At 62.8% G+C, this 25262-nt stretch carries 21 protein-coding genes, 2 tRNA genes and 1 pseudogene; 12 read left to right on the forward strand and 12 right to left on the reverse strand.

From position 1 onward, the window contains the following. Positions 1–36: 36 nt before the first annotated feature. Entirely contained in the window at positions 37–1200 is a 1164-nt protein-coding gene (locus E0501_RS05265) for an acyl-CoA dehydrogenase family protein (protein WP_137700277.1), read from the reverse strand. A 186-nt stretch (positions 1201–1386) separates the two neighbouring features. Here E0501_RS05265 and E0501_RS05270 point away from each other — a divergent pair, with 186 nt between their 5' ends. After that, positions 1387–2043: a winged helix-turn-helix transcriptional regulator gene (locus tag E0501_RS05270; RefSeq protein WP_137700278.1), complete on the forward strand. Its 657-nt coding sequence runs from the start codon at positions 1387–1389 to the stop codon at positions 2041–2043. A 119-nt stretch (positions 2044–2162) separates the two neighbouring features. Here E0501_RS05270 and E0501_RS05275 read toward each other — a convergent pair whose 3' ends face one another. Next, a complete protein-coding gene (locus E0501_RS05275; protein WP_205123448.1) occupies positions 2163–3056 on the reverse strand; it encodes a LysR substrate-binding domain-containing protein in 894 nt (297 codons plus the stop codon). 157 nt (positions 3057–3213) lie between these two features. Between E0501_RS05275 and E0501_RS05280 the strand changes: the two genes are divergently transcribed. Continuing rightward, complete coding sequence (locus E0501_RS05280) at positions 3214–3396, forward strand: hypothetical protein (protein WP_137700280.1); 183 nt, start codon at positions 3214–3216, stop codon at positions 3394–3396. Between the two features lie 235 nt (positions 3397–3631). Here the strand turns inward: E0501_RS05280 and E0501_RS05285 are convergent, their stop codons facing one another. After that, the gene (locus E0501_RS05285; protein WP_137700281.1) at positions 3632–3877 is read right to left on the reverse strand and encodes a hypothetical protein; all 246 of its coding nucleotides are present in this window, start codon (positions 3875–3877) and stop codon (positions 3632–3634) included. Between the two features lie 275 nt (positions 3878–4152). Here E0501_RS05285 and E0501_RS05290 point away from each other — a divergent pair. Next, positions 4153–4486 (forward strand): annotated as a pseudogene (locus E0501_RS05290) (integrase core domain-containing protein); the annotation flags it as partial. 111 nt (positions 4487–4597) lie between these two features. On the opposite strand, the gene E0501_RS05295 reads toward E0501_RS05290, so the two are convergent. Together E0501_RS05295 and E0501_RS05300 are read right to left on the reverse strand one after the other, a co-directional pair. Then, positions 4598–4672: transfer RNA gene (locus tag E0501_RS05295), tRNA-Asn, on the reverse strand. A 79-nt stretch (positions 4673–4751) separates the two neighbouring features. Continuing rightward, positions 4752–5663, reverse strand: coding sequence for an MBL fold metallo-hydrolase (locus E0501_RS05300; protein ID WP_137700282.1), 912 nt, complete (start codon positions 5661–5663; stop codon positions 4752–4754). Positions 5664–5702: 39 nt separating this feature from the next. Between E0501_RS05300 and E0501_RS05305 the strand changes: the two genes are divergently transcribed. Further along, positions 5703–7010: an ATP-binding protein gene (locus tag E0501_RS05305; RefSeq protein WP_137700283.1), complete on the forward strand. Its 1308-nt coding sequence runs from the start codon at positions 5703–5705 to the stop codon at positions 7008–7010. Between the two features lie 88 nt (positions 7011–7098). Next, positions 7099–8565, forward strand: coding sequence for a choline-sulfatase (gene betC / locus E0501_RS05310; RefSeq protein ID WP_137700284.1), 1467 nt, complete (start codon positions 7099–7101; stop codon positions 8563–8565). Between the two features lie 45 nt (positions 8566–8610). Here betC and E0501_RS05315 read toward each other — a convergent pair. From E0501_RS05315 to speB, 6 genes are all read right to left on the reverse strand, one after another. Then, positions 8611–8684 (reverse strand) — tRNA-Gly (locus E0501_RS05315). A 38-nt stretch (positions 8685–8722) separates the two neighbouring features. Then, positions 8723–10093, reverse strand: a complete 1371-nt coding sequence (locus tag E0501_RS05320; protein WP_161594559.1) for a T6SS phospholipase effector Tle1-like catalytic domain-containing protein — start codon at positions 10091–10093, stop codon at positions 8723–8725. A gap of 60 nt (positions 10094–10153) precedes the next feature. Beyond that, the gene (locus tag E0501_RS05325; RefSeq protein ID WP_137700286.1) at positions 10154–10837 is read right to left on the reverse strand and encodes a hypothetical protein; all 684 of its coding nucleotides are present in this window, start codon (positions 10835–10837) and stop codon (positions 10154–10156) included. Between the two features lie 13 nt (positions 10838–10850). Further along, a complete protein-coding gene (locus E0501_RS05330) occupies positions 10851–11255 on the reverse strand; it encodes a (R)-mandelonitrile lyase (protein ID WP_137700287.1) in 405 nt (134 codons plus the stop codon). A gap of 53 nt (positions 11256–11308) precedes the next feature. Beyond that, positions 11309–13351: an ASKHA domain-containing protein gene (locus E0501_RS05335; RefSeq protein ID WP_137700288.1), complete on the reverse strand. Its 2043-nt coding sequence runs from the start codon at positions 13349–13351 to the stop codon at positions 11309–11311. Between the two features lie 181 nt (positions 13352–13532). Then, complete coding sequence (gene speB / locus E0501_RS05340; protein ID WP_137700289.1) at positions 13533–14492, reverse strand: agmatinase; 960 nt, start codon at positions 14490–14492, stop codon at positions 13533–13535. Between the two features lie 134 nt (positions 14493–14626). Between speB and guaB the strand changes: the two genes are divergently transcribed. From guaB to E0501_RS05355, 3 genes are all read left to right on the forward strand, one after another. Beyond that, positions 14627–16075, forward strand: a complete 1449-nt coding sequence (gene guaB / locus E0501_RS05345; protein WP_137700290.1) for an IMP dehydrogenase — start codon at positions 14627–14629, stop codon at positions 16073–16075. Beyond that, positions 16075–17250: an RsmB/NOP family class I SAM-dependent RNA methyltransferase gene (locus tag E0501_RS05350; RefSeq protein WP_137700291.1), complete on the forward strand. Its 1176-nt coding sequence runs from the start codon at positions 16075–16077 to the stop codon at positions 17248–17250. The genes guaB and E0501_RS05350 overlap by 1 nt, the downstream gene beginning before the upstream one ends. 126 nt (positions 17251–17376) lie before the next feature. Further along, positions 17377–19680 (forward strand): hybrid sensor histidine kinase/response regulator, encoded by a 2304-nt coding sequence (locus E0501_RS05355; protein WP_137700852.1) that lies wholly within the window; start codon positions 17377–17379, stop codon positions 19678–19680. A gap of 9 nt (positions 19681–19689) precedes the next feature. On the opposite strand, the gene E0501_RS05360 is transcribed toward E0501_RS05355, so the two are convergent. After that, positions 19690–20283 carry a sulfotransferase family protein gene (locus tag E0501_RS05360; RefSeq protein WP_137700292.1) on the reverse strand — a complete coding sequence of 198 codons (594 nt, stop codon included), beginning with the start codon at positions 20281–20283 and terminating at the stop codon, positions 19690–19692. A gap of 190 nt (positions 20284–20473) precedes the next feature. Here E0501_RS05360 and recA point away from each other — a divergent pair, with 190 nt between their 5' ends. From recA to E0501_RS05380, 4 genes are all read left to right on the forward strand, one after another. Further along, positions 20474–21550: a recombinase RecA gene (gene recA / locus E0501_RS05365; RefSeq protein ID WP_137700293.1), complete on the forward strand. Its 1077-nt coding sequence runs from the start codon at positions 20474–20476 to the stop codon at positions 21548–21550. Between the two features lie 152 nt (positions 21551–21702). After that, entirely contained in the window at positions 21703–24378 is a 2676-nt protein-coding gene (alaS, locus tag E0501_RS05370; protein ID WP_137700294.1) for an alanine--tRNA ligase, read from the forward strand. Position 24379: 1 nt separating this feature from the next. After that, complete coding sequence (locus E0501_RS05375; protein ID WP_137700295.1) at positions 24380–24667, forward strand: DUF1330 domain-containing protein; 288 nt, start codon at positions 24380–24382, stop codon at positions 24665–24667. Between the two features lie 46 nt (positions 24668–24713). After that, entirely contained in the window at positions 24714–25256 is a 543-nt protein-coding gene (locus tag E0501_RS05380; RefSeq protein WP_137700296.1) for a histidine phosphatase family protein, read from the forward strand. Positions 25257–25262 lie beyond the last annotated feature (6 nt).

Below are 25262 nucleotides of genomic sequence, written 5' to 3' on the forward strand. Positions count from 1 at the left end.
TGAACGTAACTTCGTCCGATTAAGTTCCTGCAGCCGTCAAACTCGAAATGAGAGCGGGTCAAGGTCGTGCCGCACGCGTCCAACAAATTCGAAACCATCGCGAGAACCCGCGATGTGATGGATCAGACAATTGGCATCTCGAAATATCCGCTGAATAACACCTGAACGCTGCAGTGCACTCGCTCCGGCTACGTCATATGCCGACCGGACGATAGCCGTGCCCTGACGAACTGCCGTTAGCGCCGCGAGGCGCATTTCCATTCGCGCACCCGCTGTAGGCTTGCCTGATTTCATTCCTTCAGCCCAAACGCTGTCTGCCGAACGGTCAAGGCCCGCCCGAAGGCAAAAAAGCAGGCCTTCAGCTTCTTCCAACGCCCGCATCACGGATGGTTTGGCTATTGCCGGCGCTCCGGTAAAGCGATTAGTTTTCTCGCCGAGTTCCGTTCTCACCGCATCTATCGCAGCACGAGCGAGGCCCAGATGGATGGACGCCACGCTGGTGGAAATCAACCATGCTCCGTGACCCAGAAATCCGCGTTTGCGCCCCTCGACCGGCGTAGAATCCGGCCAGCGATAGATTCTTTCCTTGGGAACGAAGACATCGTCATAGACGATTTGGTGGCTGCCGGTGGCTGCAAGACCCATCGGGTTCCAAGTCTCGACAATATCCGCCTGAGCGCGAGGCGACAGAACCGAAATCATCCGAACACCATTTGGCGCATTGGCATCCTGCAGTAGCAGATCGCCACCGACATAGGTTGCCGCCAGACATCCGGACGCGAAGCCCCAAGTGCCGGATATCCTCAATCCCTCGTCTTCGCTTGCGAAGTCCAACCGGCCCAGGTTGCTACTTGCCACGCAAGCCTTTGGATCGGAGAAAATTTCTTCTACCAATTCGTCCGACCCGTTTGCAGCGACAACCGCGGCTGCCATGGCCCAATGTGACGCGACCCATCCAGCGGATGCATCTGCTGCAGCTATCTCGCTCCCTAATTTGATCCAATCAGCGAGAGTGCCGCCAAGCCCCCCGATCTCTTCGCCGAGCAATATCCGTCCTACGCCGATTTCGAGCATATCATTAGCAAGTTCGCTCCCGATCCAGCGCCTTTCTTCTGCATCTGCTGCGCCATCGTGCGCCTTTTTGATCACGCCCGGCAGAGCAGCCCAAAGATCCTCTAAAGTACGTGCCTGTTCAGCCACCTTTCAAACTCCCTTTTCAAAGTCTTACCCGGGTCTTTTGCCAACGATCAGGAATATCAACCCGCAAATCAAGTTCAGTTTCTGAACTTGCCTGATGCCGCATTCCAGGCGACGATATTGAAAAGATCAGGGGGGAGCGCGCGGAAAGTGCCGGACTCGATTTACAGCCAGTTCTGCCCAGTTGCGATGGCCACCGAAATACTTGGGTCGCGCTGGACCATCATCTTGATCCGCGAGCTTTGCGCCGGATCGACGCGGTTCAATGATTTACGTCGCGGCGTGCCTCGCATGTCTTCGGCACTGCTTACCAAACGCCTGCGCGAACTCGAAAACCATGGAATAGTCGAGCGAAGGGCCACTGATAACAGCGCCGGGCAATTCGAATATCATCTGACCGACGCTGGCAAAGCCCTGACTGACATCATTGTTGCCATTGGCATTTGGGGGCAAAAGTGGATCAACGCAGAGCTTCAGCTGAACAACACCGACCCTTCTTTGCTGATGTGGGACATGCGCAGAAGTATCCGTCGGGATCTGCTCCCTGACCGGCGTGTCAATGTTCAGTTCGAATTCACGGATGTTACACCAAGAGAAGCACAGTGGTGGGTGGTTTGTGACCCGGACCAAGGCGTCGACTTGTGCCTAAATGACCCTGGCTTCGACGTCGATCTCTATGTCGTGACCGACATCAAGACGATGACGGCAATCTGGATGGGGTTAGAGTCGGTTTCAAAGGCTTTGGAAGTCGACAAGCTCCATCTCAGCGGCGATACCGAGGTTGCCAACGCTATGAGTGAATGGCTGGGACTAAGCCTTTTTGCTCCCTACCCAAAAGAGAAATAGTGCGCGAGGAAAACTGTCCGAACTGCCGCTGACGCTTTATGTGGATTGATGTCCGCTCTGGGCTCAAACCTGCCGTTCGCTGCGATCTCCATGAACGGCTTCTGTGCGCGAAAGGCCGCTCAGCCGAGCCCAGCCTTGCGAAGGTGCACAACAGTGCCAGGGCTCTCTTCCGCCGCCATCTCCTCAAACACCCAGTCGCGAAAATCAACGATCTTGCGGCTGAACCGGCGGCTCTTGGGATAGGCAACGGAATAGATCACCTTGTCCTGCGTTTGCTGCGGGAACACCTGTTCAAGCCGGCCCGCCGCGAGATCATCCTCGACGAGAGCTTTGTAGGACAATGCGACACCCTGCCCACGCTCGGCGGCCGTAATCGCCAAATCGCAATAGGCAAAGGCTGGTCCTTTTGTATGGTCAACGCCCTCTATTCCTGCGCTCGCGAGCCATTCTTCCCAACAGTCATCGGTCTCATCCCTCAGGAGCGTTTCCTCCTTTAGACCCGCCGGCCCGGTCCTTCGGAGCCGCTCCGCTTTTTCGGGTGCGCAGACGGCGACTTTGGGCGTGGACATGAAAGGCTCGACCACGACCCCCTCGACAGGGGCGGCACCCCAGTGAATTTCCACATCATGCTCGCCCCGCGAAAAATCAGTCGGCGGCAACCCTGTCGAAATGACGAGTGACACACCATGGCGGGCGGTGAACCGGTCCATCCGCGGTGTGAGCCACCGCGCAGCGAAGGTTGGAGTCGCCCGCACTCTCAGGGCTCCACCTGCCTCATCAGAGACATTACGCGTCGCTTCTTCGAGCCCATCCATCAGGCCGGAAAGCGACTCCAGGTAGAACCCGCCGGCCCGTGTCAATTCAAGCCGGCGTGGACGTCTGACAAACAGGCTCGTATCCAAAAACTCTTCAAGTTGGCGAACCTGATGGCTAATTGCGGACTGGCTTATACCCAGCTCCTTCGCGGCATCGGTAAAGCTCAAATGTCGCGCGGCGGCTTCGAACGCCCGCATGGCGGAAAACGGCGGTAATCTTCGCATCTTACACCTCCTGTTCTCGGCGGAGCGATGATTTTTTTTCACGCCCCCATGAAAAGTATATATTTGTCAATAGCTTAGCTATGAATATCCTGTTGGGCATAGCAAATCAACAGGAAAAAGGAACTCAGCAATGAACCGCTTCGCTCTCAAAACCGCCGCCGCAACCTTTGCATTCACGCTCATCGCAGCGACCGCACAGGCCGCAGATACCTGGAGCACGACAAAGATCGGCACCCAACCCAGCGGTCATGGCGCGGTCATCTCGTGGCCTTGCCCGGGCTACCCGATGCCCGGCGATACGCTTTCGTCGTAATTCAGGGTCGGGCAGCGGCGGCTGAACCGCCGCTTGCCCCTAACCGATTTACTTCGGGCGCCAAGGCTTAAGTTGGTCTCAGAACCGTCGTTTGTCGTGATTGGATCGAATACCCGCTTTGAGATTTAAACCAGTCCGATGTTTTCCATACACCTATTGCCCGGGGATTGGTTCAAAATCACAAAAGATCGCAAGACAAGGCCACCTGTGAAGGTGGCCTTGTCTCGCCATGTGTTCAAGGCAGGCGGAACGCCACCAACTTCGCCGATACGCCCCGATCTGCCTTGCGCGAGCCTCGGTGGTAGAAGGCGGCGTTGGCCTCGTCGCGGGTGATGCCCATGTCGTCAAGTCGTTCGTCCGGCATGTTGCGTAGCTTGTGCGAGGCGCGATAGGCGGCGTTGCGATCGGCGAGCCAGTTCAAGGCGCGCAGCCAGATTGGAGTGTTGGGGGCGCGGCGGGCGGTGTTGGTCTCTGTGTGCATTTCTTGCTCCTATTGGCTTTCGTTTCGATGGACCTAGATTGCCCCCCGTCCGCAAGAACCCCGCAAAACCTGCGGACCAAAAAACTTCCTTCAGCGCAAAATTCGCGTAAAACCAGCAGCGAGAAACGCAAAAACCCTTTGAATACGTCATATGGCCACCCCGAAGACTGAACATCCATGCCTCAAACTGGTGCTGAACGGGGTGTTTTCGGCGCGCGACGCATCGGGTCGTGAACTTGCCGGGTTCTCGCGCCGTGGGCAGGCTTTGCTCGCTTATCCTACGGGGCGCCCCTGCCCTTCATCCGGTCAGACAATGGGCCTGAGTTCGTCGCTCAGGCCATCAGAGACTGGATCGCAGCGGTTGGTTCGCAGACAGCCTGCATCGAACCAGGAAGCCCTTGGGAGAATGGATGCTGCGAAAGCTTCAACGGCCGGTTCCGAGACGAACTGCTCAACGGCGAGATCTTCTACACCCTACGTGAAGCACAGATCATCATCGAAGAATGGAGGAAGCACTACAACACCAGGAGACCGCACAGTGCATTGGGATATCGCCCGCCGGCCCCGGAAACCATCATCCCGATGGAACCAAGGCCAATCATGCACTAACAATCAACTTGGACCAGTCAGATTGGGCTGCTCAGGGCGTTTTGGATTTTTTAAGCTGCGGTTGCTCAACAAAAAAATCCCTCTAAGGCGCTGACCTTAAAGGGCTTTTTATGGCTCCGGCGGTAGGGATCGAACCTACGACCAATTGATTAACAGTCAACTGCTCTACCGCTGAGCTACGCCGGAACACAGGCGGTCATTTAGCAAAGCCGGGCGGGGGCGTCCAGAGGGTTTCGTGACAAAAATTCACGGGCCCGTCCCGCGGTCACGAGAGCACGAATTCGGCATCCGCCGAGAGATGGGGGTGCGGTGTAACACGCCTTTTGCCGGTGAGATCGACCAGGTGGGCGAACACGTTGCGGGTGGCCGCGCCGAGGAGCGCCTTTGGCGTGTCGGTGTAGATGCGCTTTGCCAGGTCGAAAGCGGTGGCCGGGCCATCGGCCAGGGCCGCCAGGATTTCGGCTTCGCGCCCCTGGCGATGCGCGATCAACCAGTCGAGCCGGGCGGCGGGATCGTCGATCGGCGCGCCATGGCCGGGGTGGAAGACACGCCAGTCCGACTGCCGGAGCCGCGCGCAGGAGGCCATGAAATCGGTCAGGTCGCCATCGGGGGGCGAGACGAGCGAAGACGCCCATCCCATCACGTGATCCCCGCAGAAGAGCGCATCGTTCCATTGAAAGCTGAGGTGATTGCCGTAATGGCCCGGCGTGTGGATCGCGCGCAGCGCCCAGCCATCGCCCGCGACCGTTTCGCCATCCTCGACAATCACATCCGGGTGGAAATGCGCATCCACCCCTTCGCCGCCGCCCGCAAGCCCCTGGTCGGCCAGCTGGTGCATCACCTGCGATCGTCCGGCCTGCCAGTCTCCGAAGGCCAGAACCGGCGCGCCGGTTTCCCGCGCGAGGGCGCGTGAGAGCGGCGAATGATCGACATGCGAATGGGTGACGAAGATATGGGTGATTTTCTGGCCGGGCCGCAGGGCAGCCAGGATCGCGGATAGATGCGCATCGTTTTCCGGCCCCGGATCGATCACCGCCAGGCCGCGCGTGCCCAGCAGATAGGTATTGGTGCCGCGATAAGTCATCGGCGAGGGGTTGGGGCACAGCACGCGCGTGAGCCCGGGCTCGATCTCGATTGCGTCGCCGGGGGCGGGGTTGAAATCGTCGGGGGCTTGCATGGCTCTTCCTTGTTGCGCGGACCGGATGTAGGAATAGGCATGTTTTTCGGATGGCTCAAACAGTATATGCCGCGCTCGCTTTACGGGCGGGCGGCGCTAATCCTCGTGCTGCCGGTGGTTCTGTTGCAGCTGGTGGTTTCGGTGGTGTTCATCCAGCGCCATTTCGAGGGCGTGACGCGGCAGATGACCGAGACGGTCAGCCGCGAATTGCGCCTGGTGATCGGCGCGGTCGAGGCCGGAGAGATCGACGCCACCGGCGGGCCGCTGACCGAAACGCTGGAAATGACGCTGGCGCCGCGCAGCCGCATGGAGGTTCCGCGGGAAAACCTTCGTCGCTGGTATGATTTTTCCGGGCTGATCATCATCGACGAGCTTGAACAGCTGTTGCCCGAACTGATGGTGCTGGAACTGCCCGACGACGATGACGTGCGTGTCTTCGTCCGCACCGAAGCCGGGCCGCTCGAAGTGGAGTTCGACCGGTTGCGGGTCTCGGCGCGCAATCCGCATCAGCTTTTCGCCAACATGCTGTTCTTTGGCATCCTGCTTACGGTGATCGCGTTCATCTACCTGCGCAACCAGCTGCGTCCGATCAAACGGCTGGCGCGCGCCGCCGAGGCCTTCGGCCGGGGCCGGCATGTGCCTTACCGGCCCTCGGGCGCGATCGAGGTGCGCGCGGCCGGCAACGCCTTTCTTGACATGCGCGCGCGGATCGAGCGCCAGATCGAGCAGCGCACGCTGATGCTCTCGGGGGTGAGCCACGACCTGCGCACGCCGCTGACGCGTCTGCGGCTGGGCCTGTCGCTTCTCGACGAGGAGGACCGTGCGCCGCTCGAGCGCGACGTGGACGAGATGCAGCGGCTCCTGGACGAGTTCCTGTCTTTCGTGCGCGATGCCAGCGAGGGCGAGGCCGAGCCGACCGACCCGGTGGCGCTGGTGCGCGACCTGGTCGAGGATTGCCAGCGTGCCGGCCAGCCGGTCGAACTCAGCCACGCCGCGGGTGAGGGCGAGGTGGCACTGCGCCCGGTGGCGATGCGCCGCGCGGTGGAAAACCTGATTTCCAACGCGGTGCGTTACGGCAGCCGGGCCGACGTGTCGGTGGAACTGACCGACAAGTCGCTGCGCATCCGGGTCGAGGACGATGGCCCGGGCATCCCGACGGACCAGCGCGAAGAAGCCATGCGCCCCTTCACGCGGCTCGATGAGGCGCGCAACCAGAACAGCGGTTCGGGGGTGGGCCTGGGCCTGTCGATCGCGGTCGATGTTGCGCGTGCCCATGGTGGCGTGCTGCGCCTTGGCCAGAGCGATACGCTGGGCGGGCTGCGCGCGGATATCGTGATCGCACGGTAGTCGGAGAGCCGGTCTTGCTCTTGCGCCCGGTGTGCATTGGCGCAAAGCTCACCCGGGTAAGGGTATTGACGCTGGGAGGAGCCACGCCATGGCGGGTCAGACAGGTGATAAGCCGAATATTCTGTTGATCATAGCAGACCAGATGACGCCGTTCATGCTGGAAGCCTGCGGCCATGTGGGCGCGCGCACCAAGCACATGTCGCGCCTGGCCGAGCGGGGGGTGCAGTTCAACACGGTCTATTCGCCCAGTCCGATCTGCGTGCCGGCGCGGTCCTGTCTGATGACCGGGCTGCTGACCTCGACGACCGGATGCTATGACAATGGCGATCCGTACCCGAGCTTTGTTCCGACCTTCGCGCATTACCTGACCAATGCCGGATACGATACGGTTCTGTCGGGCAAGATGCATTTCATCGGCGCCGATCAGCTGCACGGGTTCAATCGGCGGCTGAATACCGACATCTACCCGTCGGGGTTCATCTGGTCCTATCCGCTGCTGCCCGAGGACGACCCCGAGGCAATGGCCTTTGATTTCGCGCCGCAATACCAGGCCGAGAATATCGGGCCCGGCTGGTCGACCGAACTGCAATATGACGAGGAAACGCAGTTTCGCGCGCTGGAATACCTGCGCCATGCGCCGGAAGGGCCGTTCATGCTGACCGTGTCCTTCACCAATCCGCATCCGCCCTACAAGGTGCCGCGCAAATACTGGGAGATCTATGCCGAGGCCGAGATGCCGCTGCCGCATTATCCGGACGACATGGATGACAGGTATTCGGATTTCGACAGGGCGTTCCTGCGCTGGTACGGGCTGGACCGCAAGGATATCCGCGACCCGCGCCACCTGACCGCGATGCGCCGCGGGTTCGCGGCGCTGGCGCATTACGTCGACGACAAGGTCGGCGAGCTGCTGGACGTGCTGGAGGAACAGGGGCTACGCGAAAACACGATCGTCATTGTCACTTCGGACCATGGTGAAATGCTTGGCGAGAAAGGTCTGATCCAGAAGCGCAGCTTCTACGAATGGTCCTCGCGCATCCCTCTTATCATCGACTATCCGGGCGCCGCGCCCGCCACGGTCGACACGCCAGTTTCGCTGATCGATCTTCCGGCGACGCTCATTGACATAGCGGGCGAGACACCTGTGCGGCCGCTGGAGGGGCGGTCACTGTTGCCGGCGATCATGGGGGAGGCGCTGGACGAGGTGCCGGTGATCTCGGAATACCACGGTGAGGGCATCATGCGACCGAGTTTCATGATCCGACAGGGGGATTGGAAATATCACTACTGTCACGGCTCGGCGCCGCAGCTTTACAACATGCGCGAGGACCCCGGTGAATGGGCCAATCTGGCTGGACAGCCCGAGGTGGCCGCGATCGAGGCCGAGTTGAACGCGATCGTGACGGGCGGGCGGTTCGACCTGGAGTTCATCGCGAAGGACGTGTGGGGCAGGCTGGCGCAGAAACAGGTGGTCAACGCGGCGATGGCGGCGAATGGCACGGCCTGGGACTATACGGTGGAGCAGAACGCAAGCGGGCAATATGTCAGGACATAACGGCCGGTCGGCGTATCCGGGTGACGCTGCTCATTTTCTGAAGGCTGGAGCGGGTAGCGGGAATCGAACCCGCGCGTTCAGCTTGGGAAGCTGACAGGCTACCATTACATCATACCCGCCTGAGCCGGAGTTGAGATAGCGCGCGTGTGGGACGCGGTCAATGGGGCGCGTCGGTTTTCGGCGGCAGGTTGGGCGGATCGTAATCCGGGTCACGGTCGTGGCGGGTATAGGCGCTGTCGTCGACGCTGTGATGGTCGGGCACGTGGCGGGGTTCCATCAGCGGCAGGTACCATTTCCAGATGCCGCGGCGGTACCATTTGACCGGCCCCGCCTCGCGCCGTTTGAGTGATTTGGGAAACACCTCGAGCAGGAGCCAGACCGGGGAGAGCCAGCCGGCGAGATAGGAATTGTGGATCGGCGCAAGAGGTTCGGGCCGGGCATAGGGCAAGCCGCCGGGCGTTTTCGCGTCCGGGTCATCGCCTTCGAAATAGCGTTTGCGCGCGCCGCGTTTCAGCCGCAGCCCGTATTGCCGGGGCCCGGGCAGGGCCGAGCGGCGCGCTTTCTTGCGATGGGCGTTGTCTTCCTTGTCGGCCTGTTTTTCCAGCTCGGCCAGGGTGTCGAGCGTCCACAACAGCGTGAGCTTGCCGATCCCGCTTTCATCCTCGGGCGGGGAACCGCCGATATCCGAGTGATAGCCGGGGAACCAGCGCTGGCGGACATACTGCGTGCGGCGCATCTTTTCGTTGCGGAAATTGTTGCCGAAATAGGTATGCGCGTCCTTGCCGGTCTCGTCCCAGGCTTGCACGCGGAACATGGTGCGGCGTTCATCGAGCGCCAGCGCATGGGTGACAAGGCGCACCGAGACATTGGCGTTGACGCTGGCATGCGTGCCGAGCTCGGCCAGGCTGCCATATTTGCGGAAGTTGAACCATGGGCGGCGAAAGCGGACCATCGAGGAGACCGTATCAAAGAGCAGCAGGGCGCGGATGGGTGCCGGGGACGGTTCGAGCACGCGTTCGTATTCCCTGAGCGCCTGAAACACCTTGTCGTCGCGGGTAGTTCTTTCGAAATCGGTGACCCGGCGATAGGCGCGAAAGACCGGCGCGATGAGGTGCAGGCGATCCTCGTCCACGAGGCCGAAATTATGGATGAAGCCGGCCAGCACACGTGCGGCATAGGCGCCGCGGGAAAAGCCAACCAGATAAATCTGGTCATTCTCGGCGGCGTCCCCGGAAAGACCTGGGTGTTCACTCTGTTTGCGCTCTTTCGAGCTGTAGGTGCGGCACAGGTAGCGATAGGCCGAAAGCACGTCATCCTCGAGCCCGAAGCCGAAGGCCTGGCCCAGGAACCCGTAAAGGAGCTGGCGCGCGCGGCCGAGGAACTGAGGCCCGTCATAGGTGCCCACACCCATGACGTAACGCGCCTTCTGAGTCTTCTTGTCGAGCGCCTTGTAGAGTTTCAGCACGTTGGTTTCGCGGTCGCCGATCTCGTTCGCGGTGCCGTCGATGCAGACGATGATCTTGGTCACGAAATGCTCTCCCTGAATAGTGTCAGGGTAGAGCAATTGGCCAGGTTTTCAATCTTGCGGTCAACTGGGCGCAAACAGAAGCGGCAAACGGGCGGTTCCCCAGACGATGTGCCAGAGCAGGTAATATCCAAGTCTCGCACCGAGCGCGCCCCACAACCCGTAGAGACGCATCAGAGCGATCTGGGCAAGGCTGAAAGCCGTAAGTTGAAGACCCATATAGGCGGTCCGGCCAAGCGGAGCATGAGGGTCGAACGCGATTTGGACGGCCGGTTCGATCACGGCCGCGAGCGCGGCTGCGCTCCAGAAGGCGAGGTGGGGTGATGCACGCGGCGCAAGGCGCTGGAAGAGAGCGAAGAGCAGGCCGAGTGGAATGACATGGAAAAGACATTCCGCGAAGAATGCGATGGCGCCGTAGAAAAACACGCCTTGTGGCAGCGCGACGTTGATGTCGTGCGGCCAGGGGGCGGCGATGTCGACAGCGATCGTGGGCACGGCAAATCCCGCGCCGACGGCCAGGATCAGGCCCGGCCGCAGTCGCTGTCGGCGGCCGATCTGGCCATGACGGGCGAGCAAGTTGATGGCAAGGGGCGCTGCGATTGCGGTAAGCGGCAGCACCAGCAGGGGCGGCAGTTCGCCCATGTAGGGCGCGAAAGGGTTGCCGGGCCACAGTCTGCTGAGCAGGACCGCAACGATCGCAAGCCCGGCAGCGAGAGCGATGTCGACCAGGCTGCGATGGGGGCTCAACAGCACCGCGATGTTACTCTGTCTGGGTCAGGTAATCCGCGTCCGAGACCTTTTCGAGCCACGTGGCTGCGCTGTCGCCGTCTTTTTCCTGGATGGCGATATGGGTCATCGCGCAGTCGGGCGAGGCCCCGTGCCAGTGCTCTTCGCCCGGGTCGAACCAGACCACATCGCCGGGGAAGATCTCGTGCACCGGGCCGCCGCGGCGGCCGATGCGGCCCTTGCCGGCGGTCACGATCAGCGTCTGGCCGTAGGGGTGGGTGTGCCAGGCGGTGCGCGCGCCCGGTTCGAACGTGACGGTGAGCGCGGCGACGCGGGCCGGGCTGGCCGCCGAGATCACCGGATCGAAGCGGACGGTGCCGGTGAAATAGTCGAGGTTTGGCTGTTCGGACGGGCGCGATCCTGCGCGGTGGATATGCATGTGGGTCTCCCTGGCGGTTCCGGGGTCAGCCTAGGGCGCGCGGGCGGCCTTGCCTAGCCCCGCCGGCGCCGGCGGCGGCGTCCGCCCGCATCGCCTTCATCGCCGCCGGTGTTGAAGCTGACATCGGGCAGATCGACGACGCTGCGCAGGATCGGGAAGGGCTCGGCCGAGTTGGGCAGCGCCGAGGCATTGACGAAATGCTCCTGGAAGCGCGGCTCGACCGCGGTTTCGATCTTGACGATGCGGCGCACGGTTTCCTCGATCTCGGCGCGCGCGTCGGTGTTGAGAAGCGCGATGCGCGCGCCGGTGCCCGCGGCGTTGCCGGCCGATGTCACCTTGTCGAGCGGGCAGTCGGGGATCATGCCCAGCACCATCGCGTGCTTGGGCGAGATATGCGCGCCGAAGGCACCGGCCAGCACGATCCGGTCGACGGTATCGGTGCCGAGCTTGTCCATCAGCAGGCGTGCGCCGGAATAGAGCGCGGCCTTGGCCATCTGGATGGCGCGGATATCGGGGTTGGTGATGGTGATCTGCGGGCTGTCTTCGGACCCCTGCCAGAGCACGTAGGAATGGGTGCGGCCGTCGGCGATGCAGCGGGGCGAGCCGGTCTGTGCGGCCGAGCCGATCAGGCCGGACGCATCCAGGAGGCCCGCCATGCGCATCTCGGCAATCGCCTCGATGATGCCCGAGCCGCAGATGCCGGTGATGCCGGTGGTAGCGATGGCCGCGGCAAAGCCGTCCTCGTCCGACCACAGATCGCAGCCGATCACGCGGAAGCGGGGCTCTTTCGTGGCCGGGTCGATCTCGACCCGCTCGATGGCGCCGGGCGCGGCACGCTGGCCCGAACTGATCTGTGCCCCCTCGAAGGCGGGACCGGTGGGCGAGGAGCAGGCCAGCACCTTGTCGCGGTTGCCGAGCTGGATTTCGGCATTGGTGCCGACATCGACGATGAGCACCAGGTCTTCGGATTTGTCCGGTGCCTCGGACAGGGTCACGGCGGCGGCGTCGGCACCGACATGGCCGGCAATGCAGGGCAGGATGTAACTGCGTGCCGCCGGGTGCAGGGTGAGATCGAGATCCGAGGCACGCAGGTGCAGCGCGTCCGAGGTGGCGAGTGCGAAGGGGGCCTGGCCCAGCTCATAGGGATCGATGCCGAGAAAAAGGTGATGCATGACCGGGTTCATCACGAAGACCGCGTCCATGATCAGGCCGGTGTCGATGCCTGCCTCGTCGGCGATCTGCGCAAACAGCGTGTTCATGCCGTCGCGCACGGCCGCCGTCATCTCGGCCGCGCCGTTGTCGTTCATCATCGAGTAGGACACACGGCTCATCAGGTCTTCGCCGAAACGGATCTGCGGGTTCATCAGGCCGGAGGAGCCTATGACCTCGCCCGAGCGCAGGTCGCAAAGATGCGCGGCGATGGTGGTGGAACCCAGATCGACGGCGAGGCCATAGATCGAGCCTTCGTAGAGCCCGGGCCAGAGATGCATGATGCGCGGGGCGGCGTCGCCATCGCCCATGTGCAGCGCCACCGTGACTGACCAGTTGCCCTTGCGCAGGATCGTCTGAAGCTGGGCGAGAATGTGAAGATCGGCCTTCACGTCCTTGATGTCCCATTGCTTTGCCAGCGCGCCAACAAGGCGTTCGAGATCGCCCGAGGGATCATGCATGTCGGGTTCCTGCACCTCGACGTAGAAGAGCCGGATTGCCGGGTTCATTACGATATCACGCGCTTCGGCGCGTTTGCGTACGACCTGCTTGTGGACCTGGGATTCGGGCGGCACGTCGATCACCACGTCCTTCTGGATGGTGGCCTGGCAGCCGAGACGGCGGCCCGGTTTCAGGCCGCGCTTGTCATCGTAGCGCTGTTCGACCGCATTCCATTCGGAGAGCGCATCGGACGCCACGGTGACCCCGTGCTTGGGAAACTCGCCATAGGACGGCGTGATCTGGCATTTCGAGCAGATGCCACGCCCGCCGCAGACCGAATCGAGATCGACGCCGAGCTGGCGCGCGGCGGTCAGAACGGGCGTGCCCACCGGAAAGCGGCCGCGCTTGCCCGAGGGGGTAAAGATGACGAGGGGGTCTTTGCTCATGGCCTGTGCCCTTGTTGTGTTGCGCAGAGAATAGGGGCTTTGCTGCCGGGGAAAAGATGTGGAGCGGCATAATCTTTTCCGGTTGCGGCATTTTTCGGCCGCTTGCTCTGGCAGGACCCGAAGGCATGAGGGGCCAGCCCCTCACACTCCCCGAGGTATTTGGGGCCAGATGAAGGCCGGATCAGCGAAAGCCCCTTGCGTGGAAGACGAAGCCCAGAAGGTTGAGCAGCACCTGGGCGGCGAGGATCGCGGTGGAGCCGGTGGGGTCGTAATCCGGCGCGACCTCAACAAGGTCGATGCCCACGACATCGTGGTGCTTGGCGACTTCCTGCAGGATTTCGAGCACATCGTAGTAGAGAAAGCCACCGTGGCTGGGCGTGCCGGTTCCGGGTGCGATCGACGGGCAGAAGCCGTCGATGTCGATGGTAATGTAGACGCGCGCGCCCCTGGGGATGCGTTTGGCCACGCCCCTTGGGCCGAGCGCACGGGCCTGTCGGACGGAAAGGATGTCCGACCCCATGGTGCGCGCGTCGTCATAGCCCTCTTTCGCGGTCGAGGAGACGTTGCGGATGCCGACCTGGGTGAGGCCTGTGACATATTGCTTTTCGGCCGCGCGGCGCATCGGGTTGCCGTGGCCGAAGCGGACGCCGTGGCGCTCATCGACGAAATCGAGATGCGCGTCGATCTGCAGGATATGGATGTCGCCCTGATCGTCGAACGCGTTGATGCAGGGGATGTTGACCGAGTGGTCGCCGCCGATGATGACCGGCAGGGCGCCGGCGGCAAGTGCAGCGCGCACGCCGGCCTCGATATTTGCGTGGGATGCCATCGTGTCGGTATGGACGATATCGGCATCGCCCATGTCGACCATGCGCACCGAGCCGGGCAGGTAGGTGGCATCGTCCTCGTGATCGTAGGCGCCGGCATGGCCGAAGGAGAAGAGGGTGGAAGCCTCGCGCACGGCGCGGGGGCCGAAACGCGCGCCAGAGCGCCACTGCGTTCCGAAGTCGAACGGCGCGCCGAGAATGGCGATATCCGCGTTGATCTGTGACCAGTCCTCGATATAGGGGCGTTTGCCGAAGGTCGAGATGCCGACGAAGGGCAGGTTCAGCCGGCCGGTTTCATAGCCATGTCCGCTCATTTCATGGTCTCCGCGTGAATTCGGGCGGAGCGTGGCCGGGTTTGCCGCAGCGCGCAAGCGCGAATTGCCCTTTCCCCCGCGCCCTATCCATGCAATAGGGAAGCGCCAAACGATCCCTGCCATGGAGAGGCCCGATGGAGATTCGTGAGGCACTGACCTTCGATGATGTACTGCTTGTTCCCGCCGCGTCGAGCGTGCTGCCCAGCACCGCCGATACGCGCACGAAGGTGACCAATACGATCTCGATGAATATCCCGCTTCTGAGCTCGGCCATGGACACGGTGACCGAGGCGCGCATGGCGATCGCCATGGCGCAGGCAGGGGGCATCGGGGTGATCCACAAGAACCTGAGCGTGGACGAGCAGGCGCGCGAAGTGCGGCGGGTGAAGCGGTTTGAATCCGGCATCGTCTACAACCCGGTGACGTTGCGCGCCGACCAGACGATCGCGGATGCGAAGGAGCTGGTCGAGCGCTATAATTTCACCGGCTTCCCGGTGGTGGACGAGAAGGGCCATATCGTGGGGATCGTGACAAACCGGGACATGCGGTTTGCCAATTCGGACGACACACCCGTCAGCTTGGTTATGACATCGGATGATCTGGCGATGCTGGCGGAGCCGGCCGATCTGGACGAGGCAAAAAGCCTGATGCGGGCTCGGCGGATCGAGAAACTCTTGGTGCATGATGGCAAGGGCAAGCTGACCGGGCTGCTGACGTTGAAGGACACCGAGCAGGCGGTGCTGAACCCGTCGGCCTGCAAGGACCAGCTGGGCCGGCTGCGCGTGGCCGCCGCGACGTCAGTGGGCGATGCCGGGTTTGAGCGCAGCGAGGCGCTGGTCGATGCGGGCGTGGATATCATCGTGGTCGACACCGCGCATGGCCATTCCGAGGGGGTGATCGAAGCCGTGGGCCGGGTGAAGAAGCTGTCGAATGAAGTGCAGGTGATTGCCGGCAACGTGGCGACATCGGAGGCGACCAAGGCGCTGATCGCCGCGGGGGCGGACGCCGTCAAAGTGGGCATCGGGCCCGGCAGCATCTGCACCACGCGGATGGTGGCGGGCGTGGGCGTGCCGCAGCTAACCGCGATCATGGAATGCGCCGCTGCTGCCGGCGACGTGCCGGTGATCGCCGATGGAGGCATCAAGTTCTCGGGCGATTTCGCCAAGGCGATCGCCGCGGGCGCATCCTGTGCCATGGTGGGCAGCATGATCGCCGGCACCGACGAGTCCCCCGGCGAGGTGATCCTCTACCAGGGGCGCAGCTTCAAGTCGTATCGCGGCATGGGAAGCCTGGGCGCGATGGCGCGCGGCAGTGCAGACCGGTATTTCCAGAAGGACGCGGCCAGCGACAAGCTGGTCCCCGAGGGGATCGAGGGGCAGGTGCCCTACAAGGGGTCGGCGGGCGCCGTGATCCATCAACTGGTCGGGGGTCTGCGCGCCGCTATGGGCTATACCGGCTGTGCCACGGTGGAGGAGATGCGCAGGAATTGCCGCTTCGTGAAGATCACCGGCGCCGGGCTGAAGGAAAGCCACGTTCATGACGTGCAGATCACCCGCGAGAGCCCGAACTACCGGATGGCCTGATGACCCCTGGTGCGCGGGTTCAGGCGGCGATCGAGTGTCTTGAAGCGATACTCGCCGGAGAGCCGGCCGAGAGGGGGCTGACCCGCTGGGCGCGGCAGTCGCGCTTTGCTGGGTCGAAGGACCGCGCGGCGGTGCGCGATCACGTTTATGCCGTGCTGCGCCGGAAAAGGGCCTGTGCTGCCGCGGGCGGTGGTGAATCCGGGCGCGCGCTCATGTTGGGACTTATGCGATTGGAAGGCGATGATCCGGCAGCGCTGTTCAATGGGCAGGGGCATGCCCCCGCACCGTTAAGCGACGCGGAAACTGCCATGATCGCAGCGCCGCTGCCCGCATTGCCGGAACCCGAGTTGCCGAGCTGGCTGGTGCCGCGGCTGGAGGCGCAATATGGCGTCGACCTGCCAGAGCAGCTGGCCGCTTTGACACAGCGCGCACCGGTTTTCCTGCGGGTCAACCTGCGCAAGTGCAACCCGGAGCAGGCGCGCGCGGCTTTGGCCCGTGAAGGGGTGGTGACGCAACCCGAACTGGGTGCCCGGACCGCGTTGCGCATCACCGAAGGCGAGCGCATGCTTGTGCGGACGCAGGCCTATGCCCAGGGACTGGTCGAATTGCAGGATGTGTCGAGCCAGGCGGCGATGGAGACCCTGCCGCTACGTGATGGTATGCGCATTCTCGATTATTGCGCCGGGGGCGGGGGCAAGACGCTGGCGATGGCGGGCCTGGTGCAGGCGCAGTTCGCCGCCCATGATGCAGCGCCGGGACGCATGCGCGACCTGCGCGAGCGGGCGGCGCGCGCCGGGGTGGCGGTGGACATCCTGAGCGGCGCGGAGTGCGCGCGCGCGACGCCCTTCGATCTGGTGCTATGTGATGTCCCCTGTTCGGGGTCGGGCACTTGGCGCCGCGATCCGGACGCGAAATGGCGCTTTACGCCCGAACGTCTGGCCGAACTGAATGCCACCCAGGATGAAATTCTCGACACGGCGGCAGGCTTCGTGGCGGGCGGAGGTGTTCTGGTCTACGCGACCTGCTCGATCCTGCGGGAGGAGAACACAGACCAGATCGAGGCATTCACGGCCCGGCATCCGGACTGGGAAATTGCATTCCAGCGTCAGTGGCGGTTAAGCGCAGCCGGCGACGGGTTTTTCGTGGGCCACCTTACGCGCGCAGCGGGATTGTAACAAACAACCCAAGCGAGTAATCTGATCACGCTTAACGCCCGGTTAAGTTTTCCCGATGCACATTCGGGGAAGACGGAATCGCCCAGGGGAGCTTCAGTGCCGCATGCCTCGATCACGCCCGGACCCATGACGCGGGCCGCGATGCGCCTTGCGCCGCGCACGGGTGTCCTGGCGATCCTAGCGGCGCTGTTCTGTGCGGCGGCCGTTCTTGGCGGGCAGGGCGCGGTGAAACTCGTCTTTGCCACAATTGGTGGCGCGCTGTTGTCTTTGATCGGGGTGATCCACGTGCTGATTTGGCAATTCCGGCGTGCCCACCAGCGTGCGCAGGAGGCGATTTCGGAGTTCGTCTGCCACGATGCAGCGCCGTGTTTCGTGACCGACGACGAGGGCAGGCTGTGGTATGCGAACCATGCTGCCGAACGGCGCTTTGACACCGCTGCCGAGACGTTGGCAGGTGTTCTCGAACAGGTTTTCGCCAACCCATCGGCCGTGCTTTACCGATTGCAGAAACGTGCCGAAACAGGGGGGGCGGCGCGTGAGGACGTGGCTACCCGCCGCGGCCATGTTCGGCTGGCGGCGCATCGGTTGGGCCATGGCGGCGTGCTTTGGCGTATCGAGGAAATGGGCGACCGGTCAGCCCGTTCCAGCGATGCGCTGCACGTGCCGGCGATCACCGTCGGCCGCAACAACGCGGTGCTGTTCATGAATGCGTCGGCCCGGCAGCTGATCGGCGAACGTGTCAAATCGCTCGACCGGATTTTCAAGCAGTTGCCCGTGCAGTCGGGCGTGGTCTACGAGATTGCCACGAGGGACGGGCCGCAACGTTGCTTGGTGGCCGAAGTCACGCATTCTGCCGGGCGGCGCGAATTGTATCTTGTTCCGGTACCTGCCGAAGCGTCTGCCGAAACGGCCGAAGCGGCCCGGAATGGGGAGCCAGGGGACAGCTGGCGTCGGTTTGAAGCGCTGCCGGTGCCGTTGCTGCGGGTATCGCCCGATGGCGAAGTGTTGGAATCGAACCGGCTGGCCCGCGACCTGCTGGGGGTGCAGGATTGCGCCGGCCTGCATCTGTCCACCCTGATGGAGGGTCTCGGCCGCTCGATCACCGACTGGCTCGGGGAAGTCGCCAGGGGCCGCGAGGCGAATGCGAGCGAGTTTCTGCGCGTCTCCCGCAACGACCGGGAGACATTCGTTCAGGTCATGCTCAAGCGCGCCGCCGATGCCGGGGACAGGGCGCTGATCGCGGTTCTCAATGACGCGACCGAGTTGAAAACCCTGGAAATGCAGTTCGTGCAAAGCCAGAAGATGCAGGCGATCGGGCAACTGGCCGGCGGCGTGGCGCATGATTTCAATAACCTGCTCACGGCGATCTCGGGACATTGCGATCTTCTGCTTCTGCGCCACGACCAGAGCGACCAGGACTACAACGACCTGGTGCAGATCAACCAGAACGCCAACCGGGCCGCGGCGCTGGTGAGCCAATTGCTGGCATTCTCGCGCAAGCAGACACTGCGCCCCGAAGTACTCGATCTGCGCGATACGCTGTCGGACCTGACCCATCTTCTGAACCGGCTGGTGGGCGAGAAAGTAACGCTGACGCTGGACCATGACCCGGCCGATCATCGCCTGAGAGCTGACAAGAGGCAGCTGGAGCAGGTGGTGATGAACATCGTGGTGAATGCACGCGATGCCATGCCGGGCGGTGGTGAAATCCGGATCGCGACGGAAAGCCTGGTGCTCTCCGAGCCGATGCAACGGGACCGGGCGGTCGTCCCGGCTGGCAGCTTTGTGCAGATCCTGATCCAGGACCAGGGCAATGGCATTCCGCCCGACAAGATGCAGAAGATATTCGAGCCTTTCTACACGACCAAGCGCACAGGCGAGGGCACGGGTCTGGGCTTGTCCACGGCCTATGGGATCGTCAAGCAGACGGGGGGCTTTATTTTTGCCGATAGCGTGGTCGGCGAGGGCACGGTGTTCCGGCTGATTTTCCCGACCTACGAGGAGGCGGTGGACGCCCCGGCGGCGCCTCAGCAGGAGACGGTACCCGACGCGCCGACGCGTCACAGCGATGCGGTGATCCTGCTCGTTGAGGACGAAGCGCCGGTTCGTGCCTTCGCATCGCGCGCGCTGCGGCTGCGCGGCTATACGGTACTCGAGGCGGAATCGGCCGAGGATGCGCTGAAAACGCTGGAGGAAACCGATCTTCACATCGACATCTTCGTCACCGACGTGGTGATGCCCGGCATGGATGGTCCGAGCTGGGTGCGCAAGGCGCTCGAAAGCCATCCCGGCGTGCGCGTGGTGTTTGTGTCCGGATATGCCGAGGATGCCTTTGGCGAGGGGCGGCCGAAGATTCCCAACTCGGTGTTCCTGCCGAAACCGTTTTCTCTGACCGAACTGACCGAGATCGTGCAGCGCCAGCTGCATTGAGCAGATCTGTCAGGCGAGACTTTCCCAGAGGTCGAAATCTGCGGCGCAGGTGTGGCGCAACCGCGCGGCGCGCGCCGGGGCGAGCGACAGATCTGCCGAAGGCGAAACATTGAGCCGGGGCAGGGTGATGCCTTGGCCCAGGCGCTCTTCGAGATAGGTGATGAGCCCGTCGAGCGACTCATAGCGGAAAATCCGGTCTACCGACGTTCCGTTGGGCCGGGGTTCGAGGAACTTCGATTGCGCCCCCACATCGGCAAAGGCCGGACGGGGATCGCTCAGGTACCCCTCGACAAAATCGTCGAAACTCATCCCTGCGGTCGAGGCTGGCCGACCATTCATGAAAGGGCGCTGCCGGTAGCGATACCAGCTGCCCAGCCAGCTGACAGGCTCGCGCATCACCGCAATGACTTCCATGTCGTCGCCGACGAATTTCTCGATCATCGGACGAAAGAAGCGATTGTAGCGGTAGACCGGCGCATGCTTGAGTTCGGGCGGATCGAGCACGGCGATCGCGGCATGCGGCGCAAGCGCCTGCTCGATGGCCGTTGTTCCGGTCTTGGGAACCGACAGGAACACGAGCTTTGCCTTTGAAAATACGAGCATTTTACGTTGCTTCCCGGTCTGCTGATCTTTTTCTGTCCGACGTAAACTACTCTTTAACGCTTTAGCGAAAAAGTGGGGAACAGGAAAATTTAGGTTGAAATGTTCTCTTTTTGATCTCATACAGAACAAGAGGTGAACACGCAGCAGCGATTGCCGCCCGTGACAGGGTGTGAAATAAGGAAACGAAACAATGGCAACGGCAGAACTTCTCCAGATGGACGACAAACGCAACGCGGACAAACAAAAGGCGCTGGACAGTGCGCTGGCGCAGATCGAGCGGCAGTTCGGCAAGGGCTCGATCATGAAGCTTGGGGCCGACAACCCGGTTCAGCAGATCGAGGCGACCTCGACCGGTTCGTTGGGCCTCGATATCGCGCTGGGCATCGGTGGGCTGCCCAAGGGCCGTATCATCGAGATTTATGGCCCGGAAAGCTCGGGCAAGACGACGCTGACGCTGCATTGCGTGGCCGAGGAGCAGAAAAAGGGCGGTGTCTGCGCCTTTGTCGATGCCGAACACGCGCTTGACCCGCTTTATGCCAAGAAGCTGGGCGTCAACCTCGACGAGCTCCTGATCTCGCAGCCCGACACCGGCGAACAGGCGCTGGAGATCACCGATACGCTGGTGCGGTCGGGGGCCGTCAACATGGTGGTGGTCGACTCGGTCGCGGCACTGACCCCGAAGAGCGAACTGGAAGGCGACATGGGCGATTCGAGCGTGGGCGTACAGGCCCGCCTGATGAGTCAGGCAATGCGGAAGCTGACAGGCTCGATCGCGCGCTCGAACTGCATGGTGATCTTCATCAACCAGATCCGCATGAAGATCGGCGTGATGTTCGGCAGCCCGGAAACCACGACGGGTGGCAACGCGCTGAAGTTCTACAGCTCGGTGCGGCTCGACATCCGCCGCATCGGCGCGGTCAAGGACCGCGACGAGGTGATCGGCAACCAGACCCGCGTGAAAGTGGTGAAGAACAAGGTCGCACCGCCCTTCAAACAGGTCGAGTTCGATATCCTCTACGGAGAAGGCATCTCGAAGACCGGCGAGCTTCTCGACCTCGGGGTGGCTGCGGGTATCGTGCAGAAATCGGGCGCGTGGTTCAGCTATGGCGACGAACGTATCGGCCAGGGCCGCGAGAATGCCCGCCAGTTCATGAAGGATAACCCCGAGATCGCGCTGGAAATCGAGGACAAGATCCGTGCCGCGCACGGGCTTGATTTCGATATGCCCGAAGGGGGCGACGACGAGGACGCTTTGCTGGATGGCTGAAACCGTCCAGTCCGCATGTTTTGATGGCCGCCCGGTAATTCGGGCGGCCATTTGCATAAGCACCGTCCGCGGCATGAAGGGCTGTGGACAGGCCGGGGCTTGGCGGATAAACCGCTGGTCAACCTGAGACCCTTCGCAAGAGGCCACGCCCGATGCCCAGCCTGAACGACATCCGTTCGACCTTCCTGAACTACTTTGCCAAGAACGGGCACGAGATCGTCCCGTCGAGCCCGCTTGTTCCGCGCAATGACCCGACGCTCATGTTCACCAACTCGGGGATGGTGCAGTTCAAGAACTGCTTCACCGGGGTGGAAAAGCGCGATTACGTCCGGGCGACCACGGCGCAGAAATGCGTGCGTGCTGGCGGCAAGCACAATGACCTGGACAACGTCGGCTATACCGCGCGTCACCACACCTTCTTTGAAATGCTCGGAAATTTCAGTTTTGGCGACTATTTCAAGGAAATGGCCATTCCCTATGCCTGGGAGCTGGTGACGAAAGAACTCGACATCCCGGCCGACCGCCTTCTGGTCACAGTGTATCACACCGATGACGAGGCCGCCGAGATCTGGAAGAAGGTCGCAGGTCTTCCGGACGAGCGGATCATCCGCATCCCGACCAATGACAATTTCTGGATGATGGGCCCGACGGGCCCCTGCGGCCCCTGCACCGAGATTTTCTTTGATCATGGAGAAAAGTACTGGGGCGGCCCTCCGGGCACGCCGGAAGAGGATGGTGACCGTTTCGTCGAAATCTGGAACCTCGTCTTCATGCAGAACGAGCAGTTCGAAGATGGTTCGATGAAAGAGCTCGACATGCAGTCGATTGATACGGGCATGGGGATCGAGCGGGTTGCGGCGCTGCTGCAGGGAACCAATGACAACTATTCTACGGATCTGATCCGCGCGTTGATCGAGGCAAGCGCCGACGCAACCAGCAGCGATCCGGACGGGCCGGGCAAGACACATCACCGAGTGATCGCGGATCACCTGCGCTCGACCAGTTTCCTGATCGCGGACGGGGTGATGCCCAGCAATGACGGGCGCGGTTACGTGCTGCGCCGGATCATGCGGCGCGCGATGCGCCATGCGCACCTGCTGGGCGCCAAGGATCCGGTGATGCACAGGCTGGTGCCGGCGCTGGTGCACCAAATGGGGGCGGCCTATCCCGAGCTTGGCCGGGCGCAGGCGCTGATCGAGGAAACGCTGGAACTGGAAGAAACCCGGTTTAAGCAGACGCTGGACCGTGGCCTGAAGCTGCTGGACGAGGAGCTGGACGGTTTGGGCGAAGGCGCTCCGCTACCCGGCGAGGCGGCGTTCAAGCTCTATGACACCTACGGATTCCCGCTCGATCTGACCCAGGACGCGTTGCGCGAGAAGGGCCGCGAAGTCGACGTGTCGGGCTTTGACGCGGCGATGGCCGAGCAGAAGGCCAAGGCGCGCGCCGCCTGGGCGGGATCGGGCGAAGCGGCGGATGCCGCGGTGTGGTTCGACCTGGCCGATAAGCATGGCGCCACGGATTTCCTGGGCTACGACACCGAGGAAGCCGAGGGCCAAGTCCTGGCCATCGTCAAGGATGGTGTCGAAGTGAAGGCGTTGAACGCCGGCGAAGACGGCTGGGCCATTCTGAACCAGACGCCGTTTTATGCCGAAGCCGGTGGTCAGGTGGCTGACCACGGCTATGTCCGGCGCCTGGCGAATCTGGATGATGTGAGCGCTGTGACGGACGTGCAGCGTTTCGCCGATGGCAAGCTGATCGCCCACCGCCTGACGCCGGAGCGCGGCAAGCTGAGCGTGGGCGATACGGTCGAGCTGGAAGTCGATCACAAGCGGCGCAGCAAGGTGCGTGCCAACCACTCGGCTACGCACCTGCTACACGAAGCCCTGCGCGTTCACCTGGGCGATCACGTGGCGCAGCGTGGATCGCTCAACGATGAGGACCGGCTGCGGTTCGACTTCAGCCATGCCAAGGGGCTGAGCGAGGACGAGCTGCGCCTTGTGGGCGAAGAAGTAAACGGCTTCATCCGCCAGAATACCCCGGTCAGCACAAGGATCATGACGCCCGACGATGCCCGGGAGATCGGTGCGCAGGCGCTCTTTGGCGAGAAATACGGCGACGAGGTGCGTGTGGTGTCGATGGGACGTGCGCCCACCGGGAAGGGCGCGGATGGCGAGACCTACTCGATCGAGCTGTGCGGTGGCACGCATGTGCAACAGACCGGCGATATCGGGCTGTGCGTGATCCTGAGTGACAGCGCATCGAGCGCAGGCGTGCGCCGGATCGAAGCGCTGACCGGGGCGGCCGCAGTGCAGCACCTGGAGCGCCAAGCGGCGCTGGTGGACGAGATCGCCGACACGGTCAAGGCGCAGCCGGGCGATCTGGCCGCGCGGGTCAAGGCGTTGATGGATGAGCGCAAGGCATTGCAGAACGAAGTGTCGCAGCTGCGCCGCGAATTGGCCATGGCCGGTGGGGCCGGCCAGGGCGGCGGGGCCGAGGCCCGGGACGTGAACGGCGTGGCCTTCCTGGCGCAGGTGCTGTCGGGCGTGAGCGGCAAGGACCTGCCTGCGCTGATCGATGAGCACAAGGCGAAGATGGAAAGCGGCGCAGTGCTTCTGATCGCGGATGCCGGCGGAAAGGCCGCGGTGGCCGCGGGCGTGACGGCGGACTTGACCGACAAGCTGTCAGCGGTCGATCTTGTACGCGCGGCCGTGGCCGAACTGGGCGGCAAGGGCGGCGGTGGCCGGCCCGACATGGCCCAGGGCGGTGGCAAGGATGCTGGCAATGCAGAGGCTGCGATCAAGGCGGCGGAAGCCGTGATAGGAGACTGAGATGGGTGCGCTTTGGATTGCACATGTGACGGTGACCGATGCTGAGGCCTATGGCAAATACGCCGAGCTGGCCGGCCCCGCGATTGCCAAGCACGGTGGTGAGTTCATCGCCCGGGGTGGGCGGTTCGTTCAACTCGAGGGCAAGGAACGGCCGCGTAACGTGGTGGCGAGGTTCCCGACGGTCGAGGCCGCAGTCGAGTGCTATCACAGCCCGGAATACCAGGAGGCCCTGAGCCATGCGCGCGGCGCATCCGAGCGCGAGCTGATGGTGGTCGAGACCTCGGAATGATCTGACAGGCCGCGCAGGGCGTACCCCGTTTAAATGGGAGAGCGCTATGTTTCGGTATCTGATGATCTGGCTGCTGGCCATCCTGCCATTCGCGGTAGCGGCCGACGACTGGGATGCGCTGAAGCGCCCGGATGCGATCGTGCTGATGCGCCACGCGCTGGCGCCGGGCGGGGGCGATCCGGCGGGGTTCAGGCTGGACGATTGCACGACGCAGCGAAACCTGGATGAGCGTGGACGCGACCAGGCACGGCGGATCGGTGCCGAACTGCAGGAGCGCGGCGTCGGTTTCGATGCGATCTGGTCGAGCCAGTGGTGCCGGTGTCGTGAAACGGCGGATCTGCTGCAGCTTGGCGATGTTGCCGAGGTGCCAGCGCTCAATTCATTCTTTCAGAACCGCGAGCGGCGCGGGCGGCAAACCCACGACGCATTGGCGCTGTTGCGGGAAAGCGATGGGCGGCGCCTGCTGGTCACCCACCAAGTGAATATCACTGCGCTGACCGGGGTTTTCCCGCGCTCAGGCGAGATCGTGGTGACACAGATGCGCAACCGGGCGCTGGAAGTCACGGGCCGCATACTGATCGACCCGTGATACTTG

This window comes from Marimonas lutisalis, from assembly GCF_005434965.1.
Classification (GTDB): domain Bacteria; phylum Pseudomonadota; class Alphaproteobacteria; order Rhodobacterales; family Rhodobacteraceae; genus Marimonas_A; species Marimonas_A lutisalis.